Raw genomic sequence first — 19,318 nt, 5'->3', positions numbered from 1 at the left:
CGACGTCAGTCGTCGAGGTTCTTGATGCCGGCCTGGCGCGCCACATGCTTCCAGATGCCGATTTCCTTTTCCTGCACTGCGTTGAACGCGGCGGGAGTGCCGGGCGCGGCCTGGATGCCGAGGCGCTCAAGGGATTCCTTGACGTCCGGCGCGCGCAGCGCGGCGTTCAGGGCGGTGTTGAGCGAGTCGATGACCGCATCGGGTGTGTTGCCCGGCGCGAGCAGGCCATACCAGGCTGGTCGGTTGAGTTCGGGCAGGCCAAGCTCTGCATAGGTCGGGACGTCGGGCAGGGCAGGCAGGCGCTGGGCGGACTGCACCGCCAGCCCGCAGACCTTGCCTGCCTGGATGTGCGGCATGGACGAGCTCACATTGTCGAACATCGCGACGATGATGCCGCCATACAGATCGTTGATGGCGGCGCCAAGGCCTTTGTACGGCACGTGGAGCAGATCCGTCTTGGTGGCGACCTGGAACTCTTCGCCCGACATATGCGACAGCGCGCCGATGCCGGCCGACCCGAAGGTGTACTTGCCCGGTTCCTGCTTGAGCTTGGCCACGAAGGTGGACAGCTTGCAGTCGGGCACAAAAGCCTTGCTTGCGATCAGCACGCCGGGCGCGTCAACGATCTGGCCGATGGGCTTGAAGTCTTTCAGCGGGTCGTAGGGCAGCTTGGCGTAGAGCGCCGGCGCGACCGCCTGCGTACTGCCGGTGGCCATGCCGATGGTGTAGCCGTCGGGCCTGGCGGTCTTGAGCAGGCCGATGCCCAGCCGCCCGCCGGCGCCGCCCTTGTTCTCGACGACGATGGACTCTTTGAGCTGGTCGGACATGCCCTTGGCGATCACCCGGGCGATCACGTCGGTGGGGCCGCCCGCCGCGAAGGGGACGATCAGGGTGATGGGGCCTTGCGGATAGGGTTGGGCATGCAGGGCGCCGGCGGTGCCGACGCCCAGGGCCACCAGGGCGCACTGCAGGATGGTCTTTGTCATTGTGGTCTCCACCGTTGGTGTGATTATTTTTTTGAGCAGGGGCGTCAACGTCCCTGGAATATCGGCTTGCGTTTTTCCTTGAAAGCGGCTTTCCCCTCCTTGTAGTCATCGCTCTGGTAGCACTCGCGTACCCGCAAGGCCATCGCAGCCTGGTCGATGTCTGCGGGCACGCGATCCAGCGCACGTATCATTTCCTTGCCCAGCCTGAGCGTCATCGGCGCATTGGCGTTGATCTGCTCCACATACTTGCCGACGAAGTCATCCAGCTGCGCGGCGGGCACCACGTGCTGCACCAGGCCTGCCGCGTGCGCCTCATCGGCGTCGAAACGGCGCGCAGACAGGAACAGGTCGAGCGCCGTGGCAGAACCGACGGCGCGCACCAGGCTGTTCATCGCCGACAGGCGATAGCCCAGCCCCAGTCTGCCGGCCGGGATGCCGAAGACGCCGCTATCGGCGCTGATGCGCACGTCGCAGCACAGCGCGACCCCCATGCCGCCGCCGAGGCAATAACCGTTGATCTTGGCGAGCGTCGGTTTGGGGAAGTGATAGAGCGCCATCTGTGCGGACTCGGTGATCTCCTCGTAGGCCTGGACATCCGCGTCGCGAGAGCGCAGTTGGTCGAACTGGGAGATGTTCGCGCCGCTGATGAAGGCCCGCTCTCCGGCGCCGCTGAGCACCAGACTGCGGATGGAGTCATCGGCCTCGAAGGCGGCCAGCGCGCGCGACAATCCCCGCCACATGTCCTGCGTCATGGCGTTGTGATGCGCCGGATCATTGAAGATGATCTCGCCGGTCTGGCCCGAGCGGCGCACGATCAGGTGGTCGGTGATCTCGCCTTGCAGCAGCCTGTCTGCGTTCATTGCGCCTTCCTTTCTCTGAAAATGCGTTGGTAGTTGTACATGCCGGATTGCAGGTGCGCCCGCATGGCGGTTCGGGCGGCATCGGCGTCGCTCTGGCGGATCGCCTCGTAGATGGCGCGATGCTCGCTCTCTATCTGCTGGGTGCGGCCCTTGCCGTCATCGAGGTATCGCAGGGTCCGCACGGCCTGGTGGATGGCCACCCGCAGGTGCGCCATCAACTGCTCGAAGTAGGCGTTGTTGGTGGCCTGGGCTATGGCCAGGTGGAAGTCGACGGCCTTCTGCGCGCCTTGCTCCCAGTTCGGCGCCGACTCGTTCACGCGTATCAGCGCCGAACCGATCTGTTCCAGCTGTTCGGCGCTGCGCTCGCGCGCGGCGATGGCTGCGGCTCCCGATTCCACTTCCAGCCTGAGCTGGAAGATCTGCATCAGCGCGGCCGGCTCCAGCAGATCGTCGGGGTGGATCTCGAAGGCCGGATATAGCGCGGTTTCGCTCACGAAGGTGCCGATGCCGCGCCGGGTCATGAGAATGCCCTTGGAACGCAAGGTGGCCACCGCTTCGCGGACAACGTTGCGGCTGACGCCGAAGGTGGCGGCAAGCTGGGGCTCGGTGGGCAGCCGCTCGCCCGGCTTGAAGGTCGCGCTGCGTATCATGCGCAGCATCTCTTCGGATACACGTTGAGGCAGGTTCTCACGGCCTCCCAGCAGAAATTCTCCAGCGTCGTTCAGGCTCACGATTGGCTCCTTTGGGTCAGATAACACCGTCGCTTTTCAACCTGCGCAATGTATCCGAGCTGAGGCCAAGGCGTCCCTGGTAGATCGCCTCGTTGTCGTCGCCGCGCCGCGGCGCGACCGTGTAGTCCTTGCTTTCGTGCGCGCTGAGTGCGAAGGCCGGACCGAGCACCTGGATCTCGCCCTCGTCGGGATGGGTCACCGTTCGGGTCACGCCCAGCGCCTGGACCTGCGGATCCTCGAACACATGCTCCATGTCGAGGATGGGGCCACAGGGAACGCCGGCCTCATTGAGCCGGTCGATCCAGGCTTGCGTCGGGCGGCAGCGGGTCTTTTCGTTGATGGCCTGGTTCAGGGCAGCGCGGTGCCTGGCGCGGGAAATCACCGAGATGAAGCGCTCGTCTGTCTTCAGCTCGGTCAGGTCCAGCACATCGCACAGGCGGGCGAAGATGGCGTTGCCCATGGCCGCGATGTTGATATGGCCATCCTGGGTGCTGAAGACGCCGGTCGGGCTGCTGGTCGGATGGTCGTTGCCGCTCTGCCCGGGGACTTCGCCGTTGATGAGCCAGCGGATGGCCTGGAAGTCCATCATCCACAGCTGCGCCTGCAGCAGCGACGTATGGACCCATTGTCCGCGGCCGGTGCGTTCGCGATCCAGCAGGGCCACCAGGGTGCCGATGGCGCAGAACAGGCCGGCAGTGAGGTCAGCGACGGGGATGCCGGCGCGCATCGGGCCCCGCCCGGGTTCGCCCGTGACGGACATCAGGCCGGCCAGCCCTTGGGCAATCTGGTCCAGGCCGGGGCGCTCCCGGTAAGGGCCGGTCTGGCCGAAGCCCGATACGCTGGCCAGGACGATGCGCGGGTTGATCGCCGCCAGCGTCTCGTAATCGATCTTCAGCTTTTGCTTGACGTCGGGACGGTAGTTCTCGATGACGACATCGGCATCGCGGACCAGGTCATAGAAGAGCGCCAGGCCCTGCGGGTGTTTCAGGTTCAGCGAGATGGATTGTTTGTTGCGATGGGTGTTCTGGTAATCCGCAAACTGGGCCGATCCGCCCGGTTTGTCGTCCGGCTCATTCGAGGGCTGCTCGATCTTGATCACGGACGCGCCCCAATCAGACAGCTGACGCACTGCCGCCGGGCCGGAACGCACCAGGGTCAGATCCAGCACGGTAAATCTGCTCAAAGGGCCGGAACTCATGGTTTGTCTCTCCTGCTGTGCAAGGCCGGCTGGGGCCCCGCCTGATTCATGGTTGGGTGTCATGCGCCCGCACGGGGCGCGGCGCGTGGCGCGGGCGCCGGTCATCGGGCCATCAAGGGGGGCTCCCGCCCATCAGGGCCTGCGCCATCGAGGCAAGCCGGTGGTCCTCCCCGCTGAAGCCGATGAGCTGCAGGCCGAAGGGCAGGCCATCAACCCGCATGAGGGGCAGCGAGCAGGCCGGCAGCCCCAGGAAGGAGGCATAGGTTTGCAGCGATCGCGAGCCGGTATCGGCCAGGCCGCGCGGCGCGCAGCCGGAAGACGCCGGCAGCAGGAGCACGTCCACGTGGGCTTTCAGGTCTTCGATCAGGCGTAGCGCGTGGGCGCGTTGACGTTTGGCCTTGTCGTAGTCGGCTGCGCTGACGGTGTATGACTCCTGGATCCAGGATTTGACACGGTGGCCGATCCTGTCGGGATAGCGTTGGCCGTATTGTTGAAACGGGTGCGCCAGCTCAAAGGCCAGGACACGGCGCGACAGTTCCGGAATCGCCTTGAAACTGGGCGCAATGGCCATGCCGGTGGGGGTGCCGCTGAGTTCGATCAGCGCGACTCCCCGGCCGGACAGGCGTCGCAGGGCATCGTCGAAGGCCTGCAACGCGCCATCCGGAAGCTCGGCCAGATGCGGGGTGCGCAGGATGCCGGCCCGGATGCTGCTTGGCGGCACGGCCATCAGCGCGGGCAGCGCAGGCCAATGGGCGCCGTGGGTGGCGTTGGCGCGATCGCAGCCGATTTCGTTCAGGATGTCCCAGGCGGTCTGCACGGAATCGGCGATGACCCCCAGATGATCCTGCGACGCAGCGGCCGGATGCACGCCCGCCAGCGATAGCGCGCCCCAGGTCGGCTTGAACCCGACCGCGCCGCAGTAGCTGGCCGGCCTGAGAATCGAGCCCTGGGTCTGGGTGGCCAGACTGGCGGGAACCAGGCCTGCGGCGACGGCCGCGCCGGCGCCGGACGAGGAGCCTCCCGGCGTGTGGGCGGCGTCATGCGGGTTGACGGTCTCGGTGGCCGCGCCGATGGCGAACTCGGTCGTGGCCGTCTTGCCGACAACGAGCGCGCCGCCGCGCCGCAGCGCCGAAACGCACAGGGCGTCGATGCGGGGGCGATGGCCTTTGAACAAGCGGCTGTGGTATTCGGTGGCCATGTCGGCGGTGTCGATCACGTCCTTGATGCCCACCGGCATGCCATCGCAGGGCCCCAGCGCTTGCCCGTGCCGGTACCGCTGGGTGGAAGCATCCGCGGCTTGCCGCGCCTCATCGAAGGCTGTGGCGCAGAAGGCCCGCAACGAAGAGCTGGCGATGCGCGCGATCTGTTCTTCGAGATAGGCGCGCGGCGTCAGATGACCACGCTCGAAGTCGTGGCGGATGTCGGCAAAGCGGCGTTGCACGTGATGATCCTGCATGGCGGCCTGGTGCGGAGAGCGCCTGCATCGGCCTTGTTCGTGCCAGTGAAGGCGCGTCGGACGTGCTTGTCTCTCTTTTACGGTTATCTCGATCTCTAGCTTGTAGGATGTCCTATGTATGGAAGTCTAAGAGAATTCAGCTGGCGGCAGCAAGTGAGGTTGTTCTAGGTGATTTCCCGGATTCTGTGGGCAAGAATCGGCTTTTTTGCTACCGGTATCAATGAACTTTCAGATGGGATGTCCTATGTCGAGATTGGGCTGAAGAGACCAGAGTGATGGTTGGGGACGACAGGAACAGGCGTTGAAGGCCAGGGCTGGGGACGCTGCCGGCTGTATCCCGGCAGGCAGTCGGCCGCGTGATCTACAACCGGGGCGTGCAGGGCGCGCAACGGCCGACGCCGCCCACGAGAGGCAGCAGCAGCAACGAGACCAGCAGGCTCGCGGCGCCGACCGCCGGCAGTAGCGCAAGCGATCCGGCCTGAATCACCATGGCCCCCGCAATGGCGCCGGCGGCCATGCCCAGTTGAATCATCGACGTATAGAAGCTGAAGATGATGCTGGTCGAGCGCGGAGTCAGGCTGATGAGGCGGAACTGCAGCGCCGGGCCGGATGACCAGGCAGTGATCGACCAGGCAAGCAGCAGGGCATACATGGCCCAGGCCACGTGGCCCGCCAGGAAGCAAAGCGCCAGGGTCAGGCCATGCGCGGTGAAGCCGACGAAAAGCGTGCGGGCATCGCCGGCCCTGTCGGTATAACGGCCGCCCAGCTGGGAGCCGGCGATGCTGGCCAGGCCGCAGGCCAGCAGCATCAGGCTGATCTGGCCGACGGTCATGCCGGTCACGGTGGCGAGGTAGGGCGAGATGTAGGAATACATGATGGAGAAGGCGCTGATCCAGAAGAAGGTCATTGCGTACACCGTCATGATGTGCGGGCGCAGGATCAGGCCGAGCTGTTGGTGCAGTGGCATGCCCGCCTCGCCCTGCGTGTGCGGGAGCAGCCGCGCCACCGGGATGAGGGCGGCAAGCGTCAGCAGCCCCAGCCCGGCAAAGACCAGGCGCCAGTTCATCCAGGCGGCCACTACCCGGCCCAGCGGCACGCCGATCACGAGCGCGGCGCTGAAACCCATGACGACCATGGCGATCGCGCCCGCCTTCTTGCCCTCAGGCGCCAGGCGGGCCGCCAGCGTCAGCAGCAATACTTCCATCACGCCGCCGCTCAGGCCGGAAAGCGCGCGCGCGAAGTTCAGGGGGCCATAGCCGCCGAGGGCCAGCATGATCAGATTGGCGAAGGCGAACACCAGCATCGAGCCTGCCAGCAGGCGCTTGCGGTCCATGCGCGCGGTCAGGGTGATGACGATGGGCGTACCGATGGCAAAGGCGATGGAAAAGACCGTGATCAGTTGCCCGACGATGGGGATGGGCAATTGCAGGTCGCGCGAGATCTGGTCGAGGATGCCGGCGACGACGTACTCGGCCACGCCGATGAGAAAGCTGATGAAAGAGAGCAGGAAAATGCTTGTCGGGTTGCGCATGGTGGGCAGGCTGCGGGTGGCCGTGGACGGCGTCTCCGCTGGCGCTCGGGTTGTTAGACGATTAGCTAAATAACGAATTGTTTGGCTGAAAAAAAGCAGGATATGAGGCCTGGTCGACACCTCTCAAAGTTTGCGTATGGCGTCGGCGAAGTCGTCCATGGCCGAGGGAAGGCGTTTGAAGTAGGTGAACTTCCCGATGCGTACCGAACTCAGGAAGCCCGCCTGCACCAGCTGCTTCAGGTGCGCCGAGGCGGTGGCCGCGGAGATTCCCAGTTTGTCGGCGATGTAAAGCCCGCAGACACCCTCGCTCTCATCGAACTGGCCAGGCCCGAAGTGACGCCCGGGATGGGCCAGGATCGTCAGGATATGCAGGCGATTGGGGTTGGCCAGGGCCATGGCCTTGGCTAGGATCGGATTCATAAGATGAAGATTAGCAAATTGACTAATTGATGGCAAAGACCGGATGGGACTTTTGCTTACTGTCTTACGCAGAAGCTAAAATTGATTCTGATTCCTATTTGCAAAACAGAATATCCATGATGAAACCGCAACCCAGCCCGGCGCCTGCCGATCGGAACCGGGTGGCCGCGACGCTGGGCCTGCGCCGCGACTGGTCGCACGACGATTCGCGGCTGCGCACCACTGGCCTCAGCACGCGCTACAGCGACGAGGCGACAACCGGGCGTGCCGGCGCGGTGTACCTGTTCGACAGCGGCCTGGCACCCTATGTCAGCTATGCCACGTCGTTTGAGCCGGTCAATGGCGTGGATTACTACAACACGCCTTTCAAGCCGACCGAAGGCAGGCAGGCGGAGATCGGCATCGAGTACCAGCCGGCCGGCTCGCGCAGCATGGTGACGCTCTCGGCCTATGAGATCAAACAGAAGAACATCACGACGCCGGACCCGGATCCGACGCACTTGTGCGACGGCCGGCAGTGCCCGGTGCAGACCGGCGCCGCAAGGGTGCGCGGGCTGGAGCTGGAAGGCAATATGGCGCTCAGCGAACACGTCACCGTGGTGGCCTCTGCGACCTGGATGGACAGCAAGGTCACCAAGAGCAACAGCACCGACCTGGGCAAGGAACTGCTGCGCGTGCCGCGCCGTACCTACAATCTCTGGGTGGACTATCGCCTGCCGCAAAGCGTGCTGCCCGGCTTGAGCCTGGGCGCCGGGCTGCGTCATATCGGCAGCAGCTATGGCGACACCGCCAACGCTTATCGCAGTCCGTCGATCAACCTGATCGATGCCGCGATTCGATATGACATGAGCTATCTCAATCCGGCCCTCAAGGGTCTGAAGCTCTCCCTGAACGCGAGCAACCTGACGGGCAAGGAATATGTCGCGAGTTGCTCGGGCAGCGCCAGCTGCTGCTTCGGCGCGCGGCGCCTGGTTTCAGTCAACATGAACTCCACGTGGTGAATCTCATGACACGCTTATTTTCCCGATGGTTTCCCCTTGCCCTGGCGGCGTGCGCGATGAGCGGCCTCGTCCAGGCCCAGACGCCCGCCGCGCCGCTGCGCCCCGGCATGCAGCCGCTGGGCGAAACCGTGGCTGACCGGCCTTCGGCTGTCTATCGGTTCGAGACCCACCGGCTGGACTCTGCCGATGGCAAGCGCCAGTACCGCATCCAGCTTGCCATTCCCCGGCAGGCGGCGCCGGCCGGGGGGCGGGCGGCGCTGTACATGCTGGATGGCAATGCCGCCCTGGCCACCCTGACCGATCAGGACCTGAACGGCCTGGGGCAGGGCGAGGCGCCGGTGCTGGTGGCGGTGGGCTACAACGTCCAGACACGCAACGATGTGGTGGCGCGTGCCTATGACTACACGCCGCCGGTCTATCAGAACGGCCAGCGCGTGGCCGCGCCGGTGGTGCGCGAGCGGGTCGGGGGCGGGGCGGATGAGTTTCTGGATCTGCTCAATGCCCGGGTCAGGCCGCTGGCGCGCGAGCGTGCGGACATCGACCCGTCACGGGAGTATCTGTGGGGGCATTCGTATGGCGGGTTGTTCGCGCTGCACGTGCTGTTTACGCAGCCGCAGTCGTTCGCGCGCTATATCGTGGGCGATCCGTCGGCCTGGTGGCATGACGGCGTGCTGGTGCAGGAGTGGCGTCGTTTCGATCCCCGCCAGGCCGCCGGCAAGCGGGTGGCGATCCTGGTGGGCACCAAGCCGCGCGAGCCCGGCCGGCCCGCGCCCGGCGGGGTGCCTGGCGCAGGCGCCGACGATCCGCGTGCGGCGGTGCGGGAAATGGGCGAAGGCCTGAAGGCAGCCGGCGCCGACGCCACATATGAAGTTTTTCCGCAATTCGGGCATGGCGAGATGCTGGGGGCGTCGCTTGCCCGTGCCCTTGAGGTGGCGCGCCAGCCCTGAGGCAAGCCGGCCTTGCCGGGCACGACAGGCGGGGCCGGTCTGCGTTACTCTTTGGGGTCGGCCCGGATGGCCGCAGCGCCGGCCACGCCGCGCAGGCGTCGCGTCCCGAACGCGCCAGGCCACGGAATACGATGCCAGCGCTTGTCGATCAAGCGCTGGCATTTTTCATGTTTTCAACTCAGAGAAGAAAGGCATCTACAGCATGGAGCGCAAGCACAACGGCAGCATCCGCATCGGTATCGTCGGCTACGGCAACCTGGGCCGGGGCGTGGAGGCGGCAATCGCCCGCAATCCGGACCTGACGGTGGCCGGCATCTATACGCGTCGCGACCCGGCGCAGCTCAAACCCCTGAGCGCAGCGGTGCCGGTGCATCGCATGGACAGCCTGGCGGATCACGCAGACCGCATCGACGTGCTGATCCTCTGCGGTGGTTCCAAGGATGACCTGCCGCGCCAGAGCCCGGAACTGGCTGCGCGTTTCAACCTGGTGGACAGCTTCGATACGCACGCCCGCATCCCCGAGCATTTCGCCGCGGTGGATGCCGCCGCCCAGGCCGGCAAGACGACCGCCCTGATCTCGGCAGGCTGGGATCCGGGCATGTTCTCGCTGAACCGCGTCATGGGCGAGGCGCTGCTGCCTGACGGGGCCACCTATACCTTCTGGGGCAAGGGGCTGAGCCAGGGCCACTCGGATGCCATCCGCCGCATTCCGGGCGTGGCGGGCGCTGCCCAATACACGATTCCGGTTCCCGAGGCGGTCGAGCGCGTGCGCAGCGGCGTGCGTCCGGAACTGAGCACGCGCGAGAAACACCGCCGCGATTGCTATGTCGTGCTGGAGGCCGGCGCCGACGCCGACACGGTGCGCGAGACCATCGTCAACATGCCGCACTACTTCGACCAGTACGACACGACGGTGAACTTCATCAGCGCCGAAGCGCTGGCGCGCGACCACGCCGCCATGCCTCACGGCGGCTTTGTCATCCGCAGCGGCAATACCACTGATGGCAACAAGCAGGTCATCGAGTACAGCCTGCAGCTGGAAAGCAATCCCGAGTTCACCTCCAGCGTGCTGGTGGCCTACGCCCGCGCCGTGCACCGCCTGCACCAGGCGGGTCAGGTCGGTTGCAAGACGGTCTTCGATGTGCCGCCGGGCCTGCTGTCGCCCAAGAGCGCCGAGCAACTGCGCGCCGAGCTACTCTAAGCCTGGCTGTTATGCGAGTGCGGGCCGGCGCGTTCGCCGCCGGCCCGCCTCTGACGTCTCAGGCGGGACGCAGCAGTTCGAACATCTCGCCCAGGGCAGCGTAGTCGCCGCGATAACCCGCGCGCATGACCGGTTGCGCGGCCTGCAGATCGAAGCGGCCATCACGCAGGCAGCGCGGCTGGATCAGCACGCCGACCACCTGGCCCAGCACCAGGCGGTTGGCGGTCGGCTGCCCATCCATGTCATGCAGATGGATGATCTGCACCAGCCGGCACTCCAGGGCGACCGGCGTGTCCGCCACGTAGGGCGTCTTGATGCTGCGGCCGGGCGCATGCCGCAGGCCGCTGAGCGTGAATTCATCGACGCCGTGCGCCACCGGCGCCGAACTCGCGTTCATGGCATCGAGCATGTCGCGCGACACCATGTTCCAGGTGAACTCGCCGGTTTCTTCGATATTGCGCACGGTGTCCTTGCAGCCATCGCTGGAAAAGCCGATCAGTTTGGGCTGGTTGGAGAAGGCGCCGCAGAAGCTGTAAGGGGCCAGATTGAACTGGCCGGCGGCGCTGCGGCTGGAGACCCAGGCGATCACCCGTGGCGCGATGATCGCCTTGAAGGGGTCATGGGCCAGGCCATGCGGGCCTTGCGGGTCATAGAAGTACATCGTGTCGGTCATGAGGGTGTCGGCGATGAGGCGGGAAGCGGCAGGGATCGATGGAGCGGCAGCGGCGCGAGCCGCTTTTTTTGTGCCCGCAATCTGCCATGGCTTGCCCTGGAAAAGCGGCAGGAAAGTAGTTTGATTTTATCAACTGGTCGTTCGTCGCAGAAATCCTGCAAGGTCTTCATTGCATTTTATTAGTTTATGATGTCAACTATATAGTTGATAATTTAAACTAATTTGAGGAGGCGACAATGCAGACAAGGGTGACCCGTTTGTTGGGAACCAGGCTGCCGATCGTCCAGGCCGGCATGAGTTGGGCTTCGTCCAACGTCGCGCTGCCGGCGGCGGTGTCGAATGCAGGGGCGCTGGGCGTGCTTGCGGCCGGGCCGATGCGCGAGGCCGACTTCTGCCGCACGCTGGACCAGCTGGCGGCGGCGACCGATCAGCCTTATGCCGTCAATATTCCCTTGTATCGACCCCAGTCTGCGCAGTTGCTCGATGCGATGGCCGCGCGCAAGGTGCCCGTGATCATGGCCTCGCAGGGCGGGCCCAAGGCGCATCTGGCGCGCTTTCATGACTACGGCGCGGTGTGGATACAGGTGGTGTCCACACTGGAACACGCCAGGAAGGCGGCGCAGGCGGGTGTCGATGCCCTGGTGGTGGTGGGTGCGGAGGCGGGCGGGCATCCGCCAGCCAACGAAGTCAGCACCCTGGTGACGGTGCGTCGTGTGCTGCAGGAGGTGTCGATTCCAGTGATCGCCGGGGGCGGTGTCGCCGACGGCTGGGGCATTGCCGCGTTGCTGGCGCTGGGCGCCGACGCGGTACAGCTGGGCACCCGCTTCCTGCTCACGGAAGAGGCGGGCGTTCATCCCAATTACAAGGCGGCCGTGCTGGCTGCCGATGTACATGACACGGTGCTGGTCGGACGCCGTAGCCTGCCGGTTCGGGGCATACGCAATGCTTTCGCGCAGGCGGTGCTGGACGCCGAGCGTGATCAGATCAGCCAGCCAGAGTATGAAGCGCTGTTCCAGCGCAGCACCTTGAAACAGGCCGCGCTGGACGGCGATGTCGAATGGGGCAAGGTCGAGCTTGGCCAGTCTGCCGGGCTCGTGTCCCGGATCGAGCCGGCCGCCCAGGTCGTGCAGCAGTTGGCCGCCGAGCTGGCCGAGGCCATGCGACGCATGCAGACCCTGTCTTCCGTTCAGCCGGGCGCGCTGGGCGCCTGATCCATTCTTATGAGTTTCGAATCCATGTCACCCCTGCTTATCGAAGACCAAGGGACCGTGCGCGTCCTGACCATGAACCGTCCCGAAAAACACAATGCGTTGAATACGGCCCTGACCCAGGGCTTGTTGTCGGCCCTGCGCGAGGCGGACGGTCAGCCCGGCATCCACGCGGTGGTGCTCACCGGCGCGGGCAAGTCGTTCTGCGCGGGAGCGGACATCGGCGAGTTCTCCGCCCTCACGCCACAGGACCCGCAGGCGGTGCTGGCCCGGGCCGATCTGACGACCGAGCTGCATCTGGTGTTCTCCCAGATGAGCAAGCCCGTGATCTCGGCCGTGCGCGGCAATGCGCTGGGCGGCGGGGCGGGCCTGGCGATTGCCTGCGACCTGGCCGTGATGTCCGAGACCGTGCGCTTCGGATATCCCGAGCTCAAGCATGGCATCGTGGCCGCGGTGGTCATGGCAAATCTGGTGCGCCAGGTCGGGCGCAAGCAGGCGTTCGAGCTGGTGGCGCTGGCCGAGCCGCTGGATGGCGCGGGTGCCCGGGCGCTGGGTTTGTGCAACCGGGTCGTGCCTGACGATCAGGTTCTGGAGCAGGCGCTTGAGCTGGCCCGCACCCTGGCTTCATGGAGCCCCCTGGCGATGGCTGCGACCAAGCGCAGCTTCCATCGCGCCGCCGATCTGGCGCTGGGCCCGGCCTTGCAGGTCGGGCGTGATGCCAACGTCATGATGCGAGGCTTTCGCCAGGAGAAGGGAGGCGCCGCATGAGGCCGCTGGAAGGAATCTGCATTCTCGATCTGTCGCGCGTGCTGGCGTGCCCGTTCGCCTCCATGATCCTGGCCGAGCTCGGCGCGGAAGTCATCAAGGTCGAACAGCCGGGAGCGGGCGATGAAACGCGCTCGTTCGAGCCCATGGTCCAGGGCGACGGCGAGGCCGTGTCGGCCTATTACCTGGCGTTCAATCGCAGCAAGCGCTCCATTACGGTCAACCTGCGCAGCCCTGCCGGCCAGGAGGTCGTGCGCGGCCTGGCCGCCCACGCCGATGTGGTGCTGGACAACTTTCCGGTCGGCACCCTGAAGAAGTACGGGCTTGATTATGCGTCGTTGCGTGCGCGCAATGATCAGCTCATCCATGTGAGCTGCACAGGCTTCGGCATGACGGGCCCCTATGCGCATCGCAAGGGCTACGACACCGTGTTCCAGGCTATGGCCGGAATCATGAGCCTGACCGGGGAGCGGGGCGGCGGTCCGGTCAAACCCGGGCTGCCCATCGCCGATTTGAGCTCGGGGCTGTGGGTGGCCATCGCCATACTGACTGCGCTGGTTGGGCGCGCCAGCAGCGGGCAGGGCAGCCACGTGGATTTTTCAATGTTCGACGGACAGGTGGGGCTGCTGTCTCTTGCCGCGGCGCGCTGGTTTGCGCTGGGCGAGGTACCTCAGCGCATGGGCACGGAGCACCCCGGCCGCATCCCCTCTGCGGCTTTCGTGTGCGGGGATGGCAAATGGGTGCAGATCACGGGCAGTGATCAGCACTGGCGGCCCCTGTGTTTGCTGCTGGGTCTGGAAGACTGGGCCGAGGATCCGGGTCTGCAGAAGAACGCCGGCCGCCTGGCACGGCGCGAGGAGGTCATGGCGGGCCTGCAGACCGCCATCGCCAGCTTGTCGCGCGAGGAGCTGTGCCGGCGTTGTGATGTGGCCGGGGTGCCGGCCGGGCCGATCCTGGATGTCGGCGAAGTGCTCGGCAATGAGCACGTCGCGCAGCGCGAGATGGTGGTTGAGTACGAGCATCCCCACATCGGCAGCTTTCGCGGCATGCGGGTGCCGCTGCGTTTCAGCGGCCTGGACGACCCCTGCGTCGGGCGCCCGCCCCTGCTTGGCGAGCACACCGAAGCGGTGCTGCGCGAGAAGCTGTCATTGAGTCAAACGGAGATCGAGCGCTTGCGGGCCGAAGGGGCCGTGTAAGCGAAACCGACCCCGCACTATTTTAATAAACAAGGAGACAACCATGCTGACTACTGTTCGTGTGATGCTTGGCGGCGTCACGTTTTCCGTGCTGACGGCAACCGCTGCCACGGCCGCCGCCCAGGACAACTATCCCTCCCGGCCGATAACGCTGGTCAACCCCTACGCCGTGGGCGGCCCGGCCGATCTGCTCGGGCGCGCGTTGGCCAAGGAGTTGGGTGAGGAGCTGGGCCAATCCATCATTGTCGAGAACCGGGCTGGCGGCGGGGCCTCTATCGGCACGGCCCATGTGGCCAAGGCGTCGGCCGATGGCTATACCCTGCTGCTGGGCACGGCGGCCGCGCACACGGTCACGCCGCTGGCCACGAAAGTCACGTACGACGGCATCAAGGATTTTGCCTTCATCGGCATGGTGGCCAATGTCCCCAATGTGCTGACTGTTCATCCTGATGTGAAGGCCGAGACGCTGGCGGAGTTCCTGGCGCTGGCCAAGAGCCAGCCAGGCGAGCTGAATTACGCCTCGGCTGGCATCGGGAGTTCACCGCACATCGGGGCCGAGACATTCAAGCACGCGGCTGGCGTGGATCTGGTGCATGTGCCGTACAAGGGGGCAGCGCCGGCGACCAATGATCTGGTTGCCGGCGTGGTGCCGGTGGGCTTTCTGAATGTCTCGGCGGTATTGCCTTTCATCAAGTCGCAGCGCTTGCGGGCGCTGGCTTACGGCGGTGAGCATCGTTCGCCGGACCTGCCGGATGTGCCGCTGTTCGCCGAGGCCGGCGTGCCAGACAGCCAGATGGGCAGCTGGTATTCCCTCGCGGTGCCCGCCAAGACTCCGCCGGCTGTGGTCGATACGCTGGCGCAGGCCTTGCAGACCGTGCTGGCCAAGCCGTCGTTTCAGGCCGTGCTGGCCACGCAGAACGCCGAGCCCATGCCCCAATTGAAAGAGCAGGCCGCGCAATACATCTCCGACGACGGCAAGCGCCTGGCCGAACTGGTTCGGGCAACCGGCATGAAACTGCAAGACTGAGGAAACAAGCATGTCTGATATTCCGGAATACAACACGTTGCGTCTTGAGATCGAGTCCGGCATCGCCACGCTGTGGCTGGCGCGCCCGGAAAGCCGCAATGCCTTGAACGCGGCCATGTGCGCGGAGCTGGTCGAGGCCTGCCAGTGGCTGGAGCAGTGCGGCGATGTGCACGTCATCGTGGTGCGCGGGCAGGGCGTGGCATTCTGCGCCGGCGCGGATCTCAAGGAGCGCCAGGGTATGAGCCAGGCCGAAATGGTGGCGCGACGGGTCGCGGGCTTCACGGCCTATGCGGCGATCGAAGCGCTGTCCAAACCGGTGATCGCCGCCGTGCACGGCCCGGCTTTCGGTTCCGGCTGCGAAATCGCGGCGGCTTGCGACTTCGTGCTGGCCAGCAGCGAGGCCGCATTCAAGTACCCCGAGGTGGGCTGGGGCACGGTGGGCGCCACACAGCGGTTGCCGCGCATTGTGGGGCGCCGGATGGCCAAGGAACTCTTGTTCACCGGCCGTATGGTCGAGGCCGGAGAGGCGCTGCAGCTGGGGCTGGTCAACCACGTGTTCGACAGCGACCAGTTCGAGAACCAGGTGATGGCGTTGGCAAGCCAGATCGCCGCTGCCAATCCGGTGACGGTAAGCCTGACCAAGCACAGCATCGATGGCGGGCTGGAAACCACGCGCGAGGGCGCCATGGCGGTGGAGTTGCTGGCGATCCAGGAGAACCTGCGGCGCAGCGACTGGCAGAAGGCGATCGCCGGCTTTGGCAGAAAGGAAGGCAATGATGCTGCACATTGATCCGCAACAGGGGCCGGCCCCCACCACCTTGCCCCGGGTGTTGCAGGCTCAGCTGCACGCACGTGGTCAGGAACCGGCCTATGTCGGTCCGAACGAGCGTTGGAGTTGGGCCGAGATCGCGGCCCAGAGCCGCCGGATCGGCGCCGCGCTGCATGCGGCCGGCATTCGCAAGGGAGATCATGTGGGGGTCATGCTGGGAAACTCCGGCCACTGGATTGCCACGTTCTTCGCTTGCGCGTCGATCGGAGCGGTTACCGTGCCGGTCAATACCCGTTTCAAGGCCGAGGAGTTGCGGTTCTGCCTGGAGCAGGCCGATGTCCGCCTGCTGATCTATGCCGACCGCTTCCTGGGCATTGATTTCTCTGCCTTGCTGCGCGCTGTCGAACCGGCCGTGGATCAGGCGTTGCCCGGACAGGTTCTACCCCAACTGACACAGGCCGTCGTCATCGGGGCGCATACGCCTGCGTCCGGTGTGACCGGCCTGGCGGACTTTCTGCGCGCCGGCGAGACGACGCCGGCAGCCACACTGGATGCGCTGGCCGAGGCCGTGCAGCCCGAGGATGTGCTGTTGATCCAGTACACCTCCGGCACGACTTCGTTTCCCAAGGGCGTGATGTTGAGCCACGCCAATATGCTGGGCGACGCGGCGTGCGTGGCCCGCCGCATGGGCGTGACGCCACAGGATCGTTATTTCAGTATCCGGCCATTTTTCCATGTGGCAGGCAGTACGCTGTCTATCCTGGTGTCCCTGGTGTCGGGCTGCTGCCTCCTGAGCCTGCCGAAGTTCGATGTGGCTCAGGCGCTGGCGACCTTGTCGCAGGAGCGATGCACCTTGACCTCCGGCAACGACACCATCTTTCTGATGCTCATGGGCCATCCGGATTTCGATCCGGCCCGCTTGCATCTGCGCGGCGGCTGGGCAGCTGCCGGTCCCGAAGTCATGCAGCAGATCCACGACAGGATGGGCGTGGCCGCCATGTGCAATGCCTATGGGCAGTCCGAGGCCTCGCCCAATGTGCTGTTGAGCGATCACGAGGATGCCTTCGAACTGCGCCGTGATGGCTTCATGCTGCCGCATCCCGGCATCCAGGTGCGCATCGTCGATCCCGACTCCGGCAGGCTGGTGCCGCCCGGCCAGGGCCAGGGCGAAATCCAGGTGCGCGGCTGGAACGTCATGCGGGGCTACTACAAAATGCCGCAGGCGACGGCCAAGGCCATCGGTGAGGACGGCTGGTTGCGCACGGGCGATCTGGGCGAGCAGCGCGCTGATGGCCGCACCAGGATGGTGGGGCGTTTGAAGGATATGTACCGCGTCGGCGGCGAGAACGTCGCGCCGGCCGAGATCGAGGAGCTGCTGCATGCGCACCCGGCCGTGCAGCAGGCGCAGGTCATCGGCGTGCCGGATGCCAGGCTGGGCGAGGTCACCGGGGCTTTCGTCTTGCTCAAGCCCGGGGCGCAGGCCACCGAAGAAGCGCTCACGGCCTGGTGCAAGGCGCGTTGCGCGAACTTCAAGGTGCCGCGTTATCTGGCGTTGGTGGACAGTTTCGAGCAGATCGGGATGACCGGCAGCAGCAAGGTGCAGAAGAACAAGCTGCGCGAGCATGCGATTGCGCTGTGGAATATCCGGGCCGACACGGTGGCGGCATGAGTCAGGAGACGGACATGATGCGGGAGAACGACGGGCGCGAGGTCGTGTTGTGCGAGTGCTTCGCACGCGATGGGTTGCAGCACGAGCCGGACTTCCTTCCCACCGCCCTGAAGGTCGAGCTGGTGCAGGCGTTTGCGCAGTGCGGCTTCGCGCGGATCGAGGCGACCTCTTATTCCAATCCCAAGGTGATCCCGCAGTTTGCCGATGCCAGCGAGCTGCTGGCGGCGCTGCCGCGCCAGGCCGGGGTGTTCTACAAAGCGACCTGCGCCAATCTGCGGGCGGTCGAGCGCGCCGTGGCCGACGCGCAGGCGGGCTTTGGCGCCAATGAAATCAGTTTGTTGGTGTCGGCCACGGAGACGCACTCCGCCAAGAACCTGGCCCGCAACCGCAGTGAACAGTGGGAGAACGTCCGCCGCATGGCACAGGCTGGCGCAGGCCGCTTCCGCCTGATAGGCACGATTTCCATGGCCTTCGGCTGCCCGTTCGAGGGGCGCGTGGACCCGGATGGCGTGCTGGAGGACGTGGGCCGTTTTCGCGACGCCGGCGTGCGCCACGTCACGCTGGGCGATACCACCGGCACCGCCACGCCTGGCAGCACGGCGGCGCTGTTTCGCCGCATGCTTGCCGAGTACCCGGATGTCACGCCGATCGCGCACTTTCATGATGCCCGGGGCACGGGCCTGGTCAATTATGTGGCCGCGCTCGAAGCGGGCGTGCGTCATTTCGACTGTGCCATGGGCGGTGTGGGCGGGCACCCCGCCAAAGTGAAATATGGCGGCGGCCATACGGGTAATGTCTGCACCGAGGATCTGGTCGACCTGTTCGAGAACATGGGCGTCGACACCGGCATTGATATGCAGGCGCTGCTGGAGCGGGTCGAGGCGTGCGAGCGTGCGCTGGGTCGGGAGTTGCACGGGCGCGTGGCGCGCAGCGGTCTGAACCCGCTGCGCTTGCTCGGGTAGTCGGATAAGGCTTGGTCTTGACGCCGCGACGTGCCCGGTGGTTCGGCCTCCGGGCGTCGTTGCGAGCCAGGGTTTTATATACTGCACAGATGAAAAAAAAAGACGATCCTTCCATTTCCCTGGTAGTTGAGGGCGCGGGCGTCCACCTGTTCAAAGAACTGGCGTCGTTCCGCCTGAACATGCTGGCGAGCCACTGGAGCCGCCTGGCCGCCGAGTCCAATCAGCGGGATTTCGAACTGGATCCGCGCGAGTGGCGCATCCTGGGCATGTTGGGGTCGTACGCGCCCATGTCGCTGCAAGGTCTGGCCCGGGAAGTGAATATCGACAAAAGTCTCGCCAGCCGCGCTGTGTCGCTGATGACAGAAAGAGGGCTGCTGCAACGCGAGTCCGATGAAACTGACGGGCGGGGCATACAACTGAGCCTGACTGCCAAGGGCAAGCGCTTGTATCGCAAGGTGTTTCCGACGGCGGTGCAACGCAACGAGGACCTGCTGGCGGTGCTTAGCTCCGAGGAGCGCGAGGTATTCGATCGCGCGCTGGATAGGCTGACGGCGCATGCCTGCGAAACGCTGGCACGGGCGCGCGAGCAACAGCACAAGAAAAAGCGCAAGCCGACGCCTTCGCCGGACTAGACCCAGCACCCGGATGGGCGGCGCAGCTCGCCCGACGTGCCCCTGCCGGGGCTTGACCTTCCCATGGTGGTAAGCCCTAAGCTGGC

General features: G+C 65.5%; 19 protein-coding genes. 11 read left to right on the top strand and 8 right to left on the bottom strand.

The window, feature by feature from the left end; translation table 11 throughout:
* Positions 1 to 5: 5 nt before the first annotated feature.
* The 7 genes from A7V84_RS07520 to A7V84_RS07490 all read right to left on the bottom strand — a co-directional run bounded on the left by A7V84_RS07520 (position 6) and on the right by A7V84_RS07490 (position 7,182).
* Entirely contained in the window at positions 6 to 986 is a 981-nt protein-coding gene (locus A7V84_RS07520) for a Bug family tripartite tricarboxylate transporter substrate binding protein (RefSeq protein WP_025518266.1), read from the bottom strand.
* 44 nt (positions 987 to 1,030) lie between these two features.
* Positions 1,031 to 1,846, bottom strand: a complete 816-nt coding sequence (locus A7V84_RS07515) for an enoyl-CoA hydratase (RefSeq protein ID WP_025518264.1) — start codon at positions 1,844 to 1,846, stop codon at positions 1,031 to 1,033.
* Positions 1,843 to 2,577 carry a FadR/GntR family transcriptional regulator gene (locus A7V84_RS07510; protein ID WP_025518262.1) on the bottom strand — a complete coding sequence of 245 codons (735 nt, stop codon included), beginning with the start codon at positions 2,575 to 2,577 and terminating at the stop codon, positions 1,843 to 1,845. Before A7V84_RS07510 ends, A7V84_RS07515 begins: the two co-directional genes overlap by 4 nt.
* Positions 2,578 to 2,593: 16 nt before the next feature.
* A complete protein-coding gene (locus tag A7V84_RS07505; protein WP_063491989.1) occupies positions 2,594 to 3,775 on the bottom strand; it encodes a CaiB/BaiF CoA transferase family protein in 1,182 nt (393 codons plus the stop codon).
* A gap of 112 nt (positions 3,776 to 3,887) precedes the next feature.
* Complete coding sequence (locus tag A7V84_RS07500) at positions 3,888 to 5,231, bottom strand: amidase (RefSeq protein ID WP_063491990.1); 1,344 nt, start codon at positions 5,229 to 5,231, stop codon at positions 3,888 to 3,890.
* Positions 5,232 to 5,592: 361 nt separating this feature from the next.
* The gene (locus A7V84_RS07495; RefSeq protein ID WP_063491991.1) at positions 5,593 to 6,762 is read right to left on the bottom strand and encodes an MFS transporter; all 1,170 of its coding nucleotides are present in this window, start codon (positions 6,760 to 6,762) and stop codon (positions 5,593 to 5,595) included.
* Between the two features lie 123 nt (positions 6,763 to 6,885).
* Complete coding sequence (locus A7V84_RS07490; protein WP_025518256.1) at positions 6,886 to 7,182, bottom strand: ArsR/SmtB family transcription factor; 297 nt, start codon at positions 7,180 to 7,182, stop codon at positions 6,886 to 6,888.
* Positions 7,183 to 7,211: 29 nt separating this feature from the next.
* On the opposite strand from A7V84_RS07490, the gene A7V84_RS07485 reads away from it, so the two are divergent.
* The 3 genes from A7V84_RS07485 to A7V84_RS07475 all read left to right on the top strand — a co-directional run bounded on the left by A7V84_RS07485 (position 7,212) and on the right by A7V84_RS07475 (position 10,331).
* Positions 7,212 to 8,183 (top strand): TonB-dependent siderophore receptor, encoded by a 972-nt coding sequence (locus tag A7V84_RS07485; RefSeq protein WP_082832981.1) that lies wholly within the window; start codon positions 7,212 to 7,214, stop codon positions 8,181 to 8,183.
* 56 nt (positions 8,184 to 8,239) lie between these two features.
* On the top strand, positions 8,240 to 9,130 hold the full coding sequence (locus A7V84_RS07480; RefSeq protein ID WP_025518253.1) for an alpha/beta hydrolase: 891 nt from the start codon (positions 8,240 to 8,242) through the stop codon (positions 9,128 to 9,130).
* A gap of 202 nt (positions 9,131 to 9,332) precedes the next feature.
* Positions 9,333 to 10,331 carry a diaminopimelate dehydrogenase gene (locus tag A7V84_RS07475; RefSeq protein ID WP_025518251.1) on the top strand — a complete coding sequence of 333 codons (999 nt, stop codon included), beginning with the start codon at positions 9,333 to 9,335 and terminating at the stop codon, positions 10,329 to 10,331.
* 58 nt (positions 10,332 to 10,389) lie between these two features.
* Here A7V84_RS07475 and A7V84_RS07470 read toward each other — a convergent pair whose 3' ends face one another.
* Positions 10,390 to 11,004 (bottom strand): flavin reductase family protein, encoded by a 615-nt coding sequence (locus tag A7V84_RS07470; protein ID WP_025518250.1) that lies wholly within the window; start codon positions 11,002 to 11,004, stop codon positions 10,390 to 10,392.
* A 236-nt stretch (positions 11,005 to 11,240) separates the two neighbouring features.
* On the opposite strand from A7V84_RS07470, the gene A7V84_RS07465 reads away from it, so the two are divergent.
* From A7V84_RS07465 to A7V84_RS07430, 8 genes are all read left to right on the top strand, one after another.
* Entirely contained in the window at positions 11,241 to 12,215 is a 975-nt protein-coding gene (locus tag A7V84_RS07465; protein WP_025518249.1) for an NAD(P)H-dependent flavin oxidoreductase, read from the top strand.
* A 24-nt stretch (positions 12,216 to 12,239) separates the two neighbouring features.
* Complete coding sequence (locus A7V84_RS07460; protein WP_025518248.1) at positions 12,240 to 12,980, top strand: enoyl-CoA hydratase/isomerase family protein; 741 nt, start codon at positions 12,240 to 12,242, stop codon at positions 12,978 to 12,980.
* On the top strand, positions 12,977 to 14,173 hold the full coding sequence (locus tag A7V84_RS07455; RefSeq protein WP_063491993.1) for a CaiB/BaiF CoA transferase family protein: 1,197 nt from the start codon (positions 12,977 to 12,979) through the stop codon (positions 14,171 to 14,173). Before A7V84_RS07460 ends, A7V84_RS07455 begins: the two co-directional genes overlap by 4 nt.
* Positions 14,174 to 14,216: 43 nt before the next feature.
* Positions 14,217 to 15,200, top strand: coding sequence for a Bug family tripartite tricarboxylate transporter substrate binding protein (locus A7V84_RS07450; protein ID WP_025518246.1), 984 nt, complete (start codon positions 14,217 to 14,219; stop codon positions 15,198 to 15,200).
* 10 nt (positions 15,201 to 15,210) lie between these two features.
* Positions 15,211 to 15,990, top strand: a complete 780-nt coding sequence (locus A7V84_RS07445) for an enoyl-CoA hydratase/isomerase family protein (protein WP_025518244.1) — start codon at positions 15,211 to 15,213, stop codon at positions 15,988 to 15,990.
* Positions 15,974 to 17,638, top strand: coding sequence for an AMP-binding protein (locus tag A7V84_RS07440; protein WP_063491994.1), 1,665 nt, complete (start codon positions 15,974 to 15,976; stop codon positions 17,636 to 17,638). The genes A7V84_RS07445 and A7V84_RS07440 overlap by 17 nt, the downstream gene beginning before the upstream one ends.
* 14 nt (positions 17,639 to 17,652) lie before the next feature.
* Entirely contained in the window at positions 17,653 to 18,600 is a 948-nt protein-coding gene (locus A7V84_RS07435) for a hydroxymethylglutaryl-CoA lyase (RefSeq protein ID WP_231939995.1), read from the top strand.
* Between the two features lie 89 nt (positions 18,601 to 18,689).
* Positions 18,690 to 19,232 carry a MarR family winged helix-turn-helix transcriptional regulator gene (locus A7V84_RS07430; protein WP_025518241.1) on the top strand — a complete coding sequence of 181 codons (543 nt, stop codon included), beginning with the start codon at positions 18,690 to 18,692 and terminating at the stop codon, positions 19,230 to 19,232.
* Positions 19,233 to 19,318 lie beyond the last annotated feature (86 nt).

This window comes from Bordetella trematum (assembly GCF_900078335.1).
Taxonomy (GTDB): domain Bacteria; phylum Pseudomonadota; class Gammaproteobacteria; order Burkholderiales; family Burkholderiaceae_B; genus Bordetella; species Bordetella trematum.
The sequence above is the reverse complement of the archived record's forward strand: the minus strand, read 5'-3'. Positions and strand labels throughout refer to the sequence as shown.

What these genes read in the sequence shown, in the direction of transcription:
- A7V84_RS07520 (WP_025518266.1), bottom strand. Translation starts at nt 986, where the DNA reads ATGACAAAGACCATCCTGCAGTGCGCCCTGGTGGCCCTGGGCGTCGGC.
- A7V84_RS07515 (WP_025518264.1), bottom strand. Translation starts at nt 1,846, where the DNA reads ATGAACGCAGACAGGCTGCTGCAAGGCGAGATCACCGACCACCTGATC.
- A7V84_RS07505 (WP_063491989.1), bottom strand. Translation starts at nt 3,775, where the DNA reads ATGAGTTCCGGCCCTTTGAGCAGATTTACCGTGCTGGATCTGACCCTG.
- A7V84_RS07500 (WP_063491990.1), bottom strand. Translation starts at nt 5,231, where the DNA reads ATGCAGGATCATCACGTGCAACGCCGCTTTGCCGACATCCGCCACGAC.
- A7V84_RS07495 (WP_063491991.1), bottom strand. Translation starts at nt 6,762, where the DNA reads ATGCGCAACCCGACAAGCATTTTCCTGCTCTCTTTCATCAGCTTTCTC.
- A7V84_RS07490 (WP_025518256.1), bottom strand. Translation starts at nt 7,182, where the DNA reads ATGAATCCGATCCTAGCCAAGGCCATGGCCCTGGCCAACCCCAATCGC.
- A7V84_RS07485 (WP_082832981.1), top strand. Translation starts at nt 7,212, where the DNA reads ATGGCAAAGACCGGATGGGACTTTTGCTTACTGTCTTACGCAGAAGCT.
- A7V84_RS07480 (WP_025518253.1), top strand. Translation starts at nt 8,240, where the DNA reads ATGAGCGGCCTCGTCCAGGCCCAGACGCCCGCCGCGCCGCTGCGCCCC.
- A7V84_RS07475 (WP_025518251.1), top strand. Translation starts at nt 9,333, where the DNA reads ATGGAGCGCAAGCACAACGGCAGCATCCGCATCGGTATCGTCGGCTAC.
- A7V84_RS07470 (WP_025518250.1), bottom strand. Translation starts at nt 11,004, where the DNA reads ATGACCGACACGATGTACTTCTATGACCCGCAAGGCCCGCATGGCCTG.
- A7V84_RS07465 (WP_025518249.1), top strand. Translation starts at nt 11,241, where the DNA reads ATGCAGACAAGGGTGACCCGTTTGTTGGGAACCAGGCTGCCGATCGTC.
- A7V84_RS07460 (WP_025518248.1), top strand. Translation starts at nt 12,240, where the DNA reads ATGTCACCCCTGCTTATCGAAGACCAAGGGACCGTGCGCGTCCTGACC.
- A7V84_RS07455 (WP_063491993.1), top strand. Translation starts at nt 12,977, where the DNA reads ATGAGGCCGCTGGAAGGAATCTGCATTCTCGATCTGTCGCGCGTGCTG.
- A7V84_RS07450 (WP_025518246.1), top strand. Translation starts at nt 14,217, where the DNA reads ATGCTGACTACTGTTCGTGTGATGCTTGGCGGCGTCACGTTTTCCGTG.
- A7V84_RS07445 (WP_025518244.1), top strand. Translation starts at nt 15,211, where the DNA reads ATGTCTGATATTCCGGAATACAACACGTTGCGTCTTGAGATCGAGTCC.
- A7V84_RS07440 (WP_063491994.1), top strand. Translation starts at nt 15,974, where the DNA reads ATGATGCTGCACATTGATCCGCAACAGGGGCCGGCCCCCACCACCTTG.
- A7V84_RS07435 (WP_231939995.1), top strand. Translation starts at nt 17,653, where the DNA reads ATGATGCGGGAGAACGACGGGCGCGAGGTCGTGTTGTGCGAGTGCTTC.
- A7V84_RS07430 (WP_025518241.1), top strand. Translation starts at nt 18,690, where the DNA reads ATGAAAAAAAAAGACGATCCTTCCATTTCCCTGGTAGTTGAGGGCGCG.